Genomic DNA, 14968 nt, shown 5'->3' with positions numbered 1-14968 from the left:
AGGTTTTTTGGCGGGGTTCACAGCAGTTGACATTTTACCGAGATTTACCTAGGTTTTAGTTACTAAATTCTCGGTAAATTGACTAACAGACTAATTAGCGTTGGTGATTTCGATCGAAAGAGAAAATGCAACCTTTGAAAAAGACCTCGCCAGCGACGTTTCGGAAATAAAAGAAACTCATTGAAAAATTTGCAAATCCTGCGCGAAGCGATTAATATACTAGGATGCAACCACATTGAGAGGTCGAATCAATGGCTACCTTAACTTATTGTAAAGGCTTGCCCACGCCAGTAGATGAACTCAACGAACTTGGATTTACAGATTTCGAGATGTTTTTGGAAGCTTACGCCCCAATCTTTAGGGCTGCAAACATTGAAACAATCAACCACTTACTCTCAACTGCGGAGTTGAAAAAGTCTGATTGGAACACGCACTTACAGCACACCTACGGCATCAATAAGCGCCATGCAAATGGCGTGATCAGTGCTGCCAAAGGTCGTGTAAACGGCGCTAAAGAACACAGAATTTTACACGTAAAGACTCTTGAAGGAAAGATTAAATCCATTAGTGCGTGGCTCAAGAAAGCCGAGCGTAAGTTGGCATTAGCTCGTAAGTTTTATGCCAAGAAAAAATGGCAGAATTCAAAGACAGGTTGTAATTTCCCCAGAGCTTGCTCGCTCCAATACAAATCTACCAATTGGCAGAGTTTACGCTTTCAAATACACAATAAAAAGCGCAGGCTAACTTTGCTAACTAACAGGCTTAAACACTTAAGAGTCAAGCCAATCAAAGTCTTCGTCCCTCACGGTGATATTTTTGTCGTCGGCTCTAAAGACGAGTCTTTTGGCAATCAAGTCTCCCAGTGGAATGGGAGCACAATAACTTTTAGAGTCCCCAAATGCTTAGAGTCACGATTCGGGAAAGCTGTATCTTCCGAGGTTGGTGATTTCAATCGCAACATAAATAGACTACCAGAATGCGGGGCTAAGACCTGGCATTTCTACCGTAAAAACGGAAAGTGGGTTATTGCCTTGCAATTTACTCCCAAGCCTGTGAATCGAGTTTCTAGAAATAGGATGTACGGTTGCATTGGTATCGATATGAATCCTGGTTCTATTGGGTGGGCGTATGTTGATACTGAAGGGAATCTCAAAGCCAAAGGACAGATTCCATTGCAGATGGGTTGGTCGAATGGCAAACAACAGGCTCAGATTGTTAATGCCTGCTTGCAACTAGCAACAAAAGCCACCGAGTTTGAATGTCCCGTAGTTTGCGAAGAGCTTGATTTCTCAACAAAAAAGCAATCTCTAGGGGAGGAAGGTAGAAAGTATGCCCGAATGTTATCAGGTTGGGCGTATAGCGAGTTCTACAAACAACTCAGTTCTATTTTGTCGAATCGCGGAATTGAGTTAATTGCAGTCAATCCAGCTTATTCAAGTATTATCGGCTTGGTGAAATACCTAAAAATGTATGGCGAGTGCCAGCGACGAATCGGCTGCACTGGTGATAGCTCGGAGGGCTATGAGATTAAGTGAAAAAATACCTCGCTCCTTAACCGCCTATTCCGAGATGAACCCGGAAAAGCACGTAGGTCGCGAGTGGAACCAACTGAATAAAAAGATCAAACGTTCCACTGTAATATCACGTCGCTGTGATTATTATAGCGTTTCTAACTGGAGTTTCTTGGTCAACCTCGATGCCGAGGAAGCGTAAGCGCTAAGAAAGAACGTTTAAAGCTTATACCGCAGAGCTTACCCAGGTTTGCCTAGGTTTTTATAAGCGGTGATTAACTGTATGATTGTAGGAGCCGACGATCGCACTTTCCAACTGCGGGAACCGATGGCGATCGGTCAGCGTCAACAATTGTGGAATGTTCAATCAGCCAATTCCACCCATGAGTGACTTTATTTCCCTGTCCTGGTCTGCGGTTGTGGCGACCGTTCAAAGAGTGCAATTGCCAGCCGAAAAACTATCTAATTATGACTTAGTGTTGCGGTGTCAGGAAGGAAATCGACCTGAGGGTACTGCCTTTTCAGAACTGTTGAAGCGCTATCAGTCCCACGTAGACAGGGTTCTCTATCACTTGGCCCCTGACTGGCAAGACCGAGCTGATTTGGCTCAGGAAGTCTGGATTCGAGTTTACCGCAATATTAACCGCTTGCAAGAGCCGGTTAAATTTCGGGGCTGGCTGAGTCGCATCGCGACTAACTTGTTTTACGATGAGTTGCGGAAGCGCAAGCGGGTGCGAACTCCGCTGTCGCTGGATGTACCTCATGCTCTCGAAGACGGCGAGATTGACTGGGAAATTGCAGCCGACAGTCCGGGGCCTGATGAAGATTTGACGACTAGAGAATTTTACGAGCAGTTGCGAGTGGCAATCTCTGATTTGCCAGAAGTATTCCGCACGACAATTGTACTCAGAGAAATTGAAGGTTTAGCTTATGAGGAAATCGCGGAAATGACCGGAGTTTCTCTGGGAACGGTCAAGTCGAGAATCGCCAGAGCTCGCCAAAGATTGCAGTTGCAATTGCAAAAATACCTCGACGGTAATTAGCAAGAACGATCGCGCCCGCAGGATAGAGAAGATTTGATGAAGTTTGCTGTGACATCAAAGCTTCTATTTTACAATATAAATAAGCAGTAAATTATCTCCATAGCGAGCGGGTGCTTCCCCTAATTTGAGCAAGTGATGTGAAATATGAATTATAACTTTGAGTCGGATAACAATCAGAATCACCAAGGTATCGGGGATTCGCTCGCCCAAAATCAAACTAACAACGATTCTCCCCAAGGTAATGTAACTACTATGATGCGCGATCGCTTTGAATTGGTCAGTGCTTATATAGACGGCGAAGTGACGGCAGCAGAACGCCGGCAAGTTGAGGAATGGCTGACAAATGACCCCACGACAAAGCGTTTGTACTCGCGGCTGATGATGATGCAGCAGGGCTTTGCGTCAATGCCGGTGCCGGCTTCGGAACAATCTGCACAGGATTTGGCGGCGAAGGTTTTGCAGCGGGTGGAACGCAAGTCGAAACAAACTTGGGTTTTTGGTGCAGGTGCGATCGCAGCTTTGTTGGTGGCGGTGGTGTCTGGTGTCGCTGGCGGGCGTCAATTCTTTGCTCCTGAGTTTGCTACCTCGCCCCAGACTGCCGAATCTGACGGTTTAATTGTGGCTTTGAACGAGCCTGTGGTAGAGATTGTTAATCCCAATGATTTGATGCTTGGGGTGAATGCACCTGTGATGGATATTCCGAAAGCTGTGACAAGCCCTCACAAGTCATTGCCCAAAGCACAGTAGAACCTCTGTTTTTTGCAACCACGGAATTGGTTAAGCTCTCGAAATAACGGGGGCTTTTTGCTATTTTGTCCGCTTGGTGAATGGATATATCCTTGAAAAATGTCCCGGCTTAAAATAGACTGACTCTATAATACGGGTTCGGTTCGGTTCGTAGTGCGGACTTCAGTCCGCAAAGTGCTGCGGACGCCAGGACGCACTACAAGCGGTTTTTGTCAACAGTAAATAGCTACTCTTTTTTCCGTTTAGCCTGATCTAAGCGCCTGCGATCGCGCCACTCAACCGCCGTCAAATAAGCCACCCCGCCAGTCACTGTCACCAACAGTACAAAGGCTACCAAAACCAGAAAATTAGCAATATAAAATTCCACAACCCCTCCGGCAAAATTAAACTTGAGAAGATATGCGATCGCACAACCGCAATCAAATTTGGAGACGATCGTTCCGATGGCAAGTCCTCAGAAGAATGACAGAATTTGCAACCAGAACGATCGAACCCGATCACAGTTATTGTACCCGACGCGTTCTGTGATTGGGAGAGTGGGAGACGATCGAAATTCTCCTGCTTCCATCTTCCTTGTGGCTTACTGCAACTCTTCCAAAATAGTAAACCGGACGTGATTAATTGCCAAACTTCCCACGGAAACATCCTCCTTCTTCAAAGGAAGACCCCCACTTGTGAGACTTTGAAACCGAACTCCCTTGCCAATTTCTACATGATACCAAGCCAAACCCATAAAAAACCGCAAAGGATAAGGGCCTCTGTCTTGAATGTCGTCAGGATTAGATTCCATGGGCACCCAGCCAAAACCGGGAATGTAAAATTCCAGCCAAACGTGATTGAAATCGGGTTCCAGGGGCAAATTTTTTCTGTCTGCAAAAGCCGGACACTTGTACCGCCCGATGGTGCGGCAAGCAATCCCGTTCAATCTAGCCAAAGCCAACAATACCCCCACGTACTCGCCACAAGAACCGATGCTGCGGCGAAGTACAATATCGGGAGTGTCAATGTGAGGTCTAATCCCGTAAGAAAGTTGGTCGTAAACAAAATTGCGAATGCTCAGTAACTGCCTCAGAACATTAGTTTCTGAGCCAATTGCAGCCACAGCAGCCGATCGCACAATCTCCGTATCCATCGCCAAATTATCATTGTCCACCAAATACTTAGCTGCAAACTCCGGTGACAGTTTCGGAATCTTTTCCACATCGCGAGGCGACAACTGATATTTAATCGATCGAACTTCCAACAAAGCCTTCCAGCCAAAAATTCGCCGCTCACCCTTCATGAGGCGATCGAACTTAAACACCGCCACCCGTTCCCCTTCCTGAATTTCCTCAGTAAAAGGCATTCCGATCGGCGTAATTTCCCTGACTTTTTGTCGGTGAGTTTCCGAAGGTAAAGCAATCCGCCACTCCAAATTTTCGATTTCTACCTCATCCAGAGGAGACAGTTCCTCCACATAAGACATTTCCATCAAAAAACCGTTTGACAGAGCGTAGCGTTCTGTCTCATTGTAGTGAAAATATAAAGGGTGAATGAAAGTGAGATCGCGCTTTGTCAACTGAAAAGGATCTTCGGAATTCGGGTCATCGCGGATATAAAGTTCTTCCCCGGCATACGCCACATACAAAACCTCTTCTCCAGTCTCCGAATCCTTGTGAAAAGCCAAACCAGAAGGCCACTCAAAGGGAGTTAAAACGCTAAATTTAATCTCCCCTGTTGCCCGCTCCAAACAGTAGACAGTTTGCTCAGTTTTGTCGCAAACCCAAAGTTCCTCATCCCGGACAGTGATATTTTCTACTCCAATACCGGGGGCATAAAAGCGAGTAATTTCGCGACCTGTTTTTAAGTCAAAAACCAGAATATAGCCCAATCTCTGGCAAGTCACATACAGCGTAGATTTCCAAACGGCAATCCCATCAGCCGGGTAAGAAAGCGAAACAAAATGTTGCGGTTTGAGTTCAGCGAGTTCTCCGTCCTTAATTGCCCCCGGACAGCAACAAATATCTTCATCGCGGGCAAACCAGAGAGTATCTTCCCAAATAGCCAGCCCGGTGGCGCGCGCAAACTTAGCCGTTTGATGAGGATTCAAAACTGTAGTGTTGTCAGTTTTTGGATCGATTTCCAACAGCAGCCCTTCGGTGCGATCGACAGCGAATAATTTATTTCCTAAAAAAGCAATGCCGTGCAGTGCGTAGACTCCGATCGGTCTGACCATCTGCCGCCTCGAAGGCTGTTTGTCCGAGAGAACTGGTGAATCGAGATTCATGCTAAATTTATTGCCGGTATTGTACAGAAAACCTGATTTTGTAACTTGTAGCCGATCGCTTGAGGTTCACCAGCAAAATTGCCGAGGTTCCTGATATCTAAGACTGACGCATCAACCGGGTTTTTTTGACGAAAATAATTCGTTGTAGGCTCTAGTCAGAGTTAAAAAACCGGAATATTAGTCTTTGTCAAGTTGGGTTTAACAAGCTCAACCCAACTAGGTGCCGTGAATGGAAGTAGGTATAACTACTAAGCTACCACTGAAAAACGCTACACAGAATTCCATGTTGCTCAGAGCAGGTAAAGCAATCGTATCTGCCTGAAGATAGAAATTAAGTACAACAGATTACTATATCTGTCAAAACCTTGGGTAGAATAAAAACGTGCGATCGAGTTCCTACGTTCATCACAAGGCAGGTTCATCATGGCTTGGAAGTCTGCTCTAAACACCCTTACCATTTCCTTAATTCTGTCTTTAGAGGCAGTTGTCGTAGGTAGTTTGTTAATACCAGCAAAGGCTCTCAACAGCCCCGCAAATAGCGTCCACCGCCCCAATCCACCGCAGCTACCCCTCAACAGGCAAGCTGTTCAACCCCCCGGACTCACCGGAAGCAGACCCAGCAGCCAACAATCAGGAGCTGCGTGGAATAACTTTCAACCGCCAGAGGAGGGAGTACCCGGAAGGCGGGAAGGAGGGGGTACCCGTGGCTTAGAATGCCCCTCTGCCACAACGGCCTTGATTCCGCAATCAACTATGGGGCAAACCATATCAGCAAAACCGACATTTTTCTACTACCTTCCCGCCGCGATCGACAAAACAGTTCAGTTTGAGTTAGCAGACGAAAGGGACAAAACACTATACAAAAAAAGTTTTCGGATGGTAACTAGCCGTGCAGGTGTCGTTAGCGTCAGCCTCGGTTCCGACGGCAACTCGCCAGCCCTGGAAGTTGGAAAAAACTATCAATGGTACTTTACTATCAAATGCAACGCTAAAAACTATAGAGATGAAGTTCTCGTTTCTGGGTGGATCAACCGTACTGCACTCCCGCCAACCGTGAAAACAGAGTTGGATCGATCGCCAGACCGTCGCGTTAAGCTCAGCATCTTCGCTCAACAGGGTCTGTGGTACGAGTACCTGGCAACTCTAGCTCAATTGCGCGTGGAGTCTCCTAGCGATACGGGTTTAGCGAGCGAGTGGTCAGAAGTGTTGAGTTCAGTGGAACTGGGCAAAATCTCCCAAGCACCGTTAGTCAAGAGCGAGTTAACACCCATCACCAAAAAATAGTGGAACTCCAGCACCAAGTATCTAAAACCCTGTTACGACCAGGGTTTTTGCCAGTGGTGCAGAGTTTTTTGTGGCGTTGCGGGTTTTTGGGTGGCTGTTGGTCGATCGATTAAAATTTTTGTGTTAACTAGCAGGGAGAGCTGGCTTGGTGATTAAAAGTCGGACTCCCGAAATTTTTATGTTCAAATTGCGCCCAATACTAAATGGTAAACTGGCATAGTCAAGCAGCAGACCAACTTAATTTTACACAAATTATTAATTATGCGCCCGAGTCCAAATATTGCAATATTTAGGTTGGGGATTTCACTTCTAACTGCGATCGGGATCGCTTGCTTTTATGCCAATAAAGCTATATCCCAAACAAATGATATTTCTCAGTTGCTCGCCGCTGAGGGCGAACCAACTCCGGGGAACGCAGTATTAGCACTGCAAAAACTAGAGGACAAGCAGGATGAAAAAAGTGCAACAAACTTAAATCAACTCGCCGATTTTCCCGAAAACAACCCGATCGCGAACCAACCCAATCTGTGCTTGACAATTAATCAAACGGATTGCGGTGAGAGTATCTTTGCTGCTGAGAACCATCAGGTTGACAGCGATGCACCATGTTACAACCAACTAGATTGCAATGTTTTAGCCCAAAACTCACCCTCGGGCCCCCGAAACCTGCCGCTGTCACCGAATCAACCAGATCCCAATCGCGATCGATTACCTCCCAACCTGCCGCCGCCCCCAACTCAACCAGATCCCAATCGCGATCGATTTCTGCAACCAGCCCCGCAGCCTTCGGTAGAACCTCCCCAAGCTGCCCCAAATGTAGCGCCCCAACCCCCCTCGCCAGTTCCCCAGCCGCTGCCGAATGCAGTAGTTGAGGTGCGGAAAATTCAAGTAGTAGGCAGCACAATTTTAAGCCCTGAGGAAATCAATGCCTTAGTCACGCCGTTTGAGGGTCGTTCTGCCACCCTAGAACAGCTCAAACAAATTGCCGACAAAATTACCGAAATTTACCTCAATCGCGGCTACATCACTACCAGAGCCGTCTTACCGCCGCAAACTATCACCGCAGGGGTAGTACAAATTCAAGTGATCGAAGGCAAGCTGGGCGACATTCAGGTAGAAGGAACCAAAAGATTGCATCCAAGTTACATCCGCAGCCGGATTCGACTGGGTGCCGGAATGCCTTTAAGCACAGCTTCCTTAGAAGACCAACTCCGACTGCTGCGGGTCGATCCTTTATTTGACAATGTAGAAGCCAGCCTGCGGGCTGGGGATAATGAAGGCGAGAGCATTCTGATCGTCAGAGTCACGGAAGCTAATCCGTTTCAATCTAGCTTTAGCTTTGACAATTACTCGCCTCCGAGTGTCGGTTCTGAAAGATTGGGAGTTAGTTTGCGGCACCGCAATGTAACAGGAAATGGCGACGAACTTGCAGCGGCATATTACCGATCGCTCGGCGATTCAGATGTGTTTGATTTCAGCTATCGCATCCCGCTAAATGCGATGAACGGCACTTTGCAATTGAGGGCGGGCCCGAACCGCAATAGTATTGTACAAGCACCTTTTGATGTTTTTGATATTTCGGGGAAATCGCATTTATTTGAATTAAGTTACCGCCAGCCGCTGCGGAGAACGCCGATCGAAGAATTTGCCTTGTCTGCGGGTGTTACTTATCAGACGAGCAGAACTTTTGTCGCCGGCGTACCGACTCCTTTCGGCTTAGGGCCAGATTCCAAGGGTGTTACGACGACGACTGCTATTAAGCTGGGACAGGACTACATTCGGCGCGACCCCCAGGGGGCTTGGGCGGTGCGATCGCAATTTACGATCGGCACTGGCTTGTTTGATGCGACTCAAAACGAAGGTTCTGTCCCTGACGGACAATTTTTTAGTTGGCTGGGTCAAGTGCAGCGAGTACAGCGATTGAACGACAAACATTTATTAATTTTGCAGTCAGACTTGCAGCTTTCAGCTAATAGCTTGTTATCTTCGCAGCAATTTGTAATTGGTGGCGGGCAATCTTTGCGGGGCTACCGCCAAAACGTCCGTTCTGGCGATAACGGCTTCCGAGTTTCGATCGAGGATCGGATTACTTTGCAGCGCGATGCAGCGGGAAATCCCCGACTTCAATTAGCTCCTTTTTTTGATGCGGGTACGGTGTGGAATGTTGCCAACAATCCCAATAAATTAACGAATCAAACATTTCTAGCAGGTTTGGGTTTAGGCGTCATTTGGGAACCGATACAGCGCCTGAACCTGCGCCTAGATTACGCTCTTCCGTTGGTGAGAATTAGCGATAAAGGCGACAACCTGCAAGATAACGGCATTTACTTCAACCTAATTTATACACCGTAAGGAGAGAGGGGGATGGAGAGAGGGGCAGAGTGGGAGAGTGGGGGAATGCCAGTTGAAGAAAATATTTCATTCAACATCTGACAAATGACTAACGACTAATGACAAATGACAAATGACTAATGACTTCTTCATCGGATATTAATCGCCGACTTCCCCGACAACCTCCGCAGCAGCTTGAGTTTCTAGCCAGAGAGCGAGCAGCAATCGCTCCGCCCGATCGCTCAAAACAGTTGCAAACACGCCCTGGGCGCCCTCAGACTCTCCAATCCACGTACCGCGCAGAGTGACTTCAACAAAATCAGCATCAGCAACACAAAGGTCGATCGAATCAGTATCATCTCGGCGGGCCTCAGATTCCAACAGAGACAGCGCCGGCAAATTCGCGGGCAGCAAAAATGCCGCAGTGCTCGGTTCGACGCTGATGCTTTGACCAACTCGCATAGCCAGCACAACTCGCAGCGCCACTAACTGTTCGGGAGATTGAGCCAAACGCTCCAGGTTAAAGCCCGTTTCAGTGTAAGTCAACTTCAGCATATTGACAGCCCTAAATTTGGAATTGAAAATTTGTCAGTAGTCAGTAGTCAGTAGTCAGTAGTCAGTTGACTGTTGTCAGTTTGCTTAGAAAAGGCTCGAAGGGTAATCAGCAGTCATCAGTCCTTAATGATTAGGATTTTCCGACGCTCCTAAACACACAGACGAAGGATAGGGCATTTGGTTCAGAGAAGCCCTGGCAGGGGAAATAAAATTTTTTCGATCTCGATCGATATCGAGAATCTTTTCCACTTTCCAATTACCAATTCCCAATTCCCAATTACCAGTTACCAATGACAACTGAGAACTGTCAACTGTCAACTGTCAACTGTCAACTGACTAATGCCCTATTCCCCAATTTGGTATTCGTGCCAAAACATTTCGGCAAAAGCAACAGTGGGGTGAATGGGAGCCTTTGGCTTGGTTCGCAGAGGCATTTGAGCTTCTATGGGAGTTCTGTCGCCCTTACGAGAGTTACACCGTTCGCAAGCAGTCACCACGTTGTCCCAAGTATGCAGCCCGCCCTTCGATCGAGGCATCACGTGATCCAGCGTCAAATGCCGGTTGCTGCCGCAGTATTGGCAAGCATGAGAGTCTCGGCGCAGAACTTCCCGGCGATTGACCGGCGGAACTTTCCACAGCCGTTCCCTGTTACCAAAAGTCAAGCGGATTTGTTCGGGTACGTGGATGCTGGTGCTGGGCGATCGCACTACATAGCCATTGCCGGTGCTAAAATCCAGAGGTTCAGCCTTGCCTGTTACCAAAAGTACGATCGCCCGTTTGATGTTGACACGGCTCATTGGTAGGTAATTTTGAGAAAATACCACAACAGATTGCCTCAATACATCAGTTACTACGGTCACGGCTTGCTCCTCCTCGTTTGGATTTTAGATTTTAGATTTTAGATTTTAGATTTTAGATTTGGAATACTTCCCAGCATTGGCTACATCTAGTTTTCGCTAGTTCCCCAAGCCTTGCCAAATTGCTCCAATCTCCAATCAAATGCCCCCGCTTCTCCTACGAGTGAAGCGGGGGCCAGAAAAACTGCTTTCATGCAAATTTTCATCTTGTGTTGGTACAGTCGTTTAGCTGTACCTCCCGCTTCGCGTATCTTTATGATGTGGCCGTGCCACTTCCAGACCGTCCCGGTCTACCTCGTTGTCATTAATTTCTGCAATTAGTCCTAATCCACTATAACCGGGTTTAATTGGGCTTGTCCCAGCCCACGAGGTCGCTGTGAGGCTCGCCAAACCCGTCCCAAAGACTTGCCGTGAGGACTCAGCGCCACCCCTGGGGCGATCGCACTTGAGTTGATAAGTAGAATAGGTGGGGAAAAATTTCACAGTAGGCAGAATAGTGATCTGAGACCTTTAAATCTAGCTTTAAACATACTACACTGATATTACAGATATGTCCACCCGTCACGGAGAAAAATTATGCATACCCTACCTAGAACCTCAACCACCGAAATGGAAGTCACCAGCATTCGACTCGAAAAAGAGCTCAAAGAGAGACTTAAAGAGCTCGCCGGCAATCAAGGCTATCAAGCTTTGATTCGAGATTTGCTCTGGAATTACGTGCAGCAGAAGTCTGGAGAGTATCGCCAGATGTTTTGTCGATCGGATATTCGAGCCAGTATTAATGCCACAGCACAGCAGGAAGAACGCTGCGCGCTTACAGGAGAGTTGATCCGACCCAATGAGCCGATGTTATTAGGCCTGACGATGCACGGGGAAATGGTGCCGCTGAGTATGGGGAGTATGGGCACTCTGCCAGGATAAACGAGTCGATCGAGAATTTGTCGGTCGCGATCGGCCTGGGGCCTTGACCCCAGGCGCTGAATATCAAATCCCGAAGCGTTTGAAGAATATTTATTTAAGGAACCACGAAGACGCTCCGTGCACGAAGAAAGATCCTAGAAGGAAGAAGATAGGCAATGTTAGCAGTTGGGGAGTGTGGTAACGCCGCTCCGGAGGCTCGCCGACGCGCGACAAGAGTGCTAAACTTTCCCTCGGGCGTGGCGACAGAGGGTAAATTTGATGGAAAAAATTAAGGTAATGCTGAAAAACCGCTACTTGACTGCTGGGAGTTCGATCGTCCTTCTGACAATTATCGCCGGATGTGCCGCGACTGAATCGCCCCAACTTGCAACTCCCTCTCCTGTAGCTGAATCTTCCCCGCCACCGATTAAACCCTCTGCGCCGTTACCAGTCTCTGCTAAGAGTTCTGAAACCGCCACCAACACAAAAATCCAGCAATATCTCAACGCGTTGACAGCCCAAGGTTTTGCTAAAGAAGACCAAGGAATCTGGATACAATCGGGCAATACATTGCTAGCCAACTATCAAGGTACAGTTCCTCTTTCAGCCGCTTCAATTACCAAAGTAGCAACATCTCTGGTAGCGCTCCAACAATTCGGGCCAGAACATCAATTTATCACCTTAATCAGTACCAACGGTACTATCAAAAACGGCGTATTAAAAGGCGATTTAGTCATTGAGGGCAGCCAAGATCCTTTGTTTGTGTGGGAAGAGGCGATCGCCCTCGGCAACGCCCTAAATCAAAAAGGCATCAAGCGAGTCACTGGCAGTTTGATAATTGTCGATAAGTTTTACATGAATTTTGAATTAAATCCCCTGCAATCAGGAGAATTGCTCAAACAAGCATTGAACAGTCAAATCTGGCCCAGCGAAGCCGCCGCCCAGTATCAAACACTGCCTCCCAATACGCCGAAACCCCAAATAGTAATTGATGGTGCTGTGAAAGTTTTGCCAGCACGTCCCAGGGCCGTACCCTTAGTCAAACATTATTCTTTGCCCCTCGCGGAACTGATTAAAAAAATGAATCAGTACAGCAACAATCTCATGGCAGATATGCTAGCTGATACTGTCGGAGGCGCTAAAACAGTTGCACAAAAAGCAGCAGCAGCAACTGGAGTTCCTCCCGCCGAAATTCAACTCGTTAACGGTTCGGGATTGAGCGAAGATAACCGGATTTCTCCCCGAGCTATTTGCGCGTTGTTTATGGCTTTAGAACGCTATTTGCAACCTTACAGCATGACAGTTGCTGATGTTTTAACTGTAGTTGGCAAAGATAAAGGTATACTTTCAGAAAGACCACTGCCAAAATTAGCAGTAATCAAATCTGGCACGTTGGATAATGTTAGCGCTTTGGGCGGAGCGCTGCCAACTCAAAAGAAACAAACGGTGTGGTTTGCGATCGTGAATCGAGGGGAGAATGTCGAAGTTTTTCGCACTCAGCAAGAGCTGTTGCTGAAAAGCTTTTTGAAGGATTGGGGAGCTGTTCAAGCGTCACCGCCCGAATTAACGCCAAATCCTGCTAGAAGTAGGAAGGTGTCTCGCAACGAAATTGTTCCATAAAACCCGATTTGACAAATATCAACTCTGCGTTAAAAACTTGCGATCGTCTTGGTGCGGTTGAAAGCGCAGCAACGCCTTTTCGGCTGGGATCTATAAGCCCTCTCCGTAGCTGGAATATGCGGTGCGGTTGTTGTTTTGAGATGCACCGCAGGTGATGATGTTTTTGAATTTTATTGAGGCTTGTGCGATCGCCGAGGCTCTCGCTCCTTGATTATCGGCTGCTACAATCAGGATGTTGTTCTCAAGGGCGTATTGTCAACAACCAAGGTAGAGATCCAAAATGATTAGTTAACCAAAGTGCGATCGCCCGCCGTTGAGAAAAATGCGATCGCCCGATCGCCCTTTAACATCAACGACAATCACAGATTTCGCACAAAACAGGACTGTGCGGGATCTCCTGCTTTTCGCCAATCCGAGAACCCTTTGATTACCCGCCGTTGCTACAATCAGGATGGTGCGATTAAAGGCACATTGTTAACAACAAGGTCGAGATCCCGTAATTGAGAAAAGTGCGAGATCCTGCTGGGGTCGCTCTATTTTTTAACTTCTCTTGTTCGCAATCTTTGTTTCACACCTACTATCGCAATTCCTCCATCGAAGCTCCCAGCACTATCAAATTTGATCTCAATTACTACCTTTCCTGTCTCGTCAATATATCCTGATTTCTTATTAAGGTCTACCAGCGCCAGCCCCTCCGAAAATTCACTAATTGCATCAAACTTAGGTTCAATTAAATATTTCCCTGTCTTGTCGATCAAGCCTCGTTTGTCATTAACTTCCACGCCAGCCGACCCACCAGAGAAATTTTCCGCTCCCGAAAATTGAGGCGAAATTACAAACTTCCCTGTTTTGTCAATATAGCCGTATAGTCCATTTTCACTAATTCTGATAGCTGCTAAGCCTTCAGAAAATTCGCTGCCAGACTTAAACTGAGGTGGGATGACCAATTTTCCCGACAAGTCAATATAACCAGATTTTCCACCGATTTCTACCGCCGCTAGCCCTTCGGAGAAATTGCTAGCACGATCGAATTGGAGTCCAGTAATATACTCACCTAATGAGTTGATATATTCCCATTTAATAGGATTAAGACCCTCACAATCTAGAGTAGACAGGGAAACCATTGCTCGTCCATTATAAAATTCTCCACTCATGGCAAACTTAAAAGGAATAACAACCTTGCCCATTTTATTAATATATCCCCACTTTCCACCAGTAACACCCCCCATATAGCAACGCTGACCTCCCATACCCACTCGCATCAGTCCGTCTTGAAATTCAGCAGGATCGCTGATACCTCCGTGGTTGTCGCTATTATAAATGTAGTCGAAACTAGGTGCGACGATATAGTTGCCTGTTTGGTCAATTAAGCCATATTTTTGTTCGACTTCTACAACTGCTATTCCTTCTAAAAATTTAGTAGCGTAATCAAAGCGAGGTGGAATTACGTAACTTCCCTGTTTGTTAATATAACCATATTTATTATCAATCCTAACCATTGCCAACCCTTCTTGAAAACTATATGCTGCATCGAACTGAGGTGGTATAACATACTTGCCTGTGTTGTCAATATAACCTGATTTGTCGTTACTTTTGAGTGTGGCGACAGCTAACCCTTCTGAAAAATTGCTACTACCACCGTCAAATTGAAGTTCAATGACCACTTTACCTGTTCGATCGATGTATTTTACTTTATTGTCAAGTCGCACTAAGGCTAACCCTTCTGAAAAATTACTAATCCAATCAAATTGAGGTTCTACTACATACTTGCCAGTTTTGTCAATCAAACCAAATTTCTCAACTTCTGATTCGAGATTGTCAGACATAGCGATTTGAGCCATGAGTAAGAACACA

At 46.7% G+C, this 14968-nt stretch carries 13 protein-coding genes; 7 read left to right on the top strand and 6 right to left on the bottom strand.

All coding sequences use genetic code 11. The features are described from left to right. Positions 1–251: 251 nt before the first annotated feature. From QZW47_RS04050 to QZW47_RS04040, 3 genes are all read left to right on the top strand, one after another. A complete protein-coding gene (locus QZW47_RS04050; protein WP_293124235.1) occupies positions 252–1535 on the top strand; it encodes a hypothetical protein in 1284 nt (427 codons plus the stop codon). Positions 1536–1894: 359 nt separating this feature from the next. Next, on the top strand, positions 1895–2554 hold the full coding sequence (locus QZW47_RS04045; protein WP_293124233.1) for a sigma-70 family RNA polymerase sigma factor: 660 nt from the start codon (positions 1895–1897) through the stop codon (positions 2552–2554). Between the two features lie 144 nt (positions 2555–2698). After that, positions 2699–3301 carry a transcriptional regulator gene (locus QZW47_RS04040; RefSeq protein WP_293124231.1) on the top strand — a complete coding sequence of 201 codons (603 nt, stop codon included), beginning with the start codon at positions 2699–2701 and terminating at the stop codon, positions 3299–3301. Between the two features lie 226 nt (positions 3302–3527). On the opposite strand, the gene QZW47_RS04035 is transcribed toward QZW47_RS04040, so the two are convergent. Both QZW47_RS04035 and QZW47_RS04030 read right to left on the bottom strand, forming a co-directional pair. Beyond that, positions 3528–3668 carry a hypothetical protein gene (locus QZW47_RS04035; RefSeq protein ID WP_293124229.1) on the bottom strand — a complete coding sequence of 47 codons (141 nt, stop codon included), beginning with the start codon at positions 3666–3668 and terminating at the stop codon, positions 3528–3530. A gap of 213 nt (positions 3669–3881) precedes the next feature. After that, entirely contained in the window at positions 3882–5567 is a 1686-nt protein-coding gene (locus QZW47_RS04030; RefSeq protein ID WP_293124227.1) for a transglutaminase domain-containing protein, read from the bottom strand. A 423-nt stretch (positions 5568–5990) separates the two neighbouring features. Here QZW47_RS04030 and QZW47_RS04025 point away from each other — a divergent pair, with 423 nt between their 5' ends. Continuing rightward, positions 5991–6851 carry a DUF928 domain-containing protein gene (locus tag QZW47_RS04025; protein ID WP_293124225.1) on the top strand — a complete coding sequence of 287 codons (861 nt, stop codon included), beginning with the start codon at positions 5991–5993 and terminating at the stop codon, positions 6849–6851. A gap of 294 nt (positions 6852–7145) precedes the next feature. Then, a complete protein-coding gene (locus QZW47_RS04020; RefSeq protein WP_293124223.1) occupies positions 7146–9203 on the top strand; it encodes a ShlB/FhaC/HecB family hemolysin secretion/activation protein in 2058 nt (685 codons plus the stop codon). 138 nt (positions 9204–9341) lie between these two features. Here QZW47_RS04020 and QZW47_RS04015 read toward each other — a convergent pair whose 3' ends face one another. Continuing rightward, the gene (locus QZW47_RS04015; RefSeq protein WP_293124221.1) at positions 9342–9737 is read right to left on the bottom strand and encodes an alr0857 family protein; all 396 of its coding nucleotides are present in this window, start codon (positions 9735–9737) and stop codon (positions 9342–9344) included. Between the two features lie 344 nt (positions 9738–10081). Further along, the gene (locus tag QZW47_RS04010) at positions 10082–10597 is read right to left on the bottom strand and encodes an HNH endonuclease (RefSeq protein WP_293124219.1); all 516 of its coding nucleotides are present in this window, start codon (positions 10595–10597) and stop codon (positions 10082–10084) included. 573 nt (positions 10598–11170) lie between these two features. Between QZW47_RS04010 and QZW47_RS04005 the strand changes: the two genes are divergently transcribed. Then, entirely contained in the window at positions 11171–11515 is a 345-nt protein-coding gene (locus tag QZW47_RS04005; RefSeq protein WP_293124217.1) for a ribbon-helix-helix domain-containing protein, read from the top strand. A 258-nt stretch (positions 11516–11773) separates the two neighbouring features. Continuing rightward, positions 11774–13114 carry a D-alanyl-D-alanine carboxypeptidase gene (locus QZW47_RS04000; RefSeq protein WP_293124215.1) on the top strand — a complete coding sequence of 447 codons (1341 nt, stop codon included), beginning with the start codon at positions 11774–11776 and terminating at the stop codon, positions 13112–13114. Positions 13115–13402: 288 nt separating this feature from the next. Here the strand turns inward: QZW47_RS04000 and QZW47_RS03995 are convergent, their stop codons facing one another. Continuing rightward, positions 13403–13525, bottom strand: coding sequence for a hypothetical protein (locus QZW47_RS03995; RefSeq protein ID WP_293124213.1), 123 nt, complete (start codon positions 13523–13525; stop codon positions 13403–13405). Positions 13526–13647: 122 nt separating this feature from the next. After that, positions 13648–14940 (bottom strand): WG repeat-containing protein, encoded by a 1293-nt coding sequence (locus QZW47_RS03990; RefSeq protein ID WP_293124211.1) that lies wholly within the window; start codon positions 14938–14940, stop codon positions 13648–13650. Positions 14941–14968: the final 28 nt, after the last annotated feature.

Source organism: Microcoleus sp. bin38.metabat.b11b12b14.051 (assembly GCF_013299165.1).
Classification (GTDB): Bacteria; Cyanobacteriota; Cyanobacteriia; order Cyanobacteriales; family Microcoleaceae; genus Microcoleus.
This window is presented reverse-complemented; position numbering and strand designations above follow the sequence as displayed.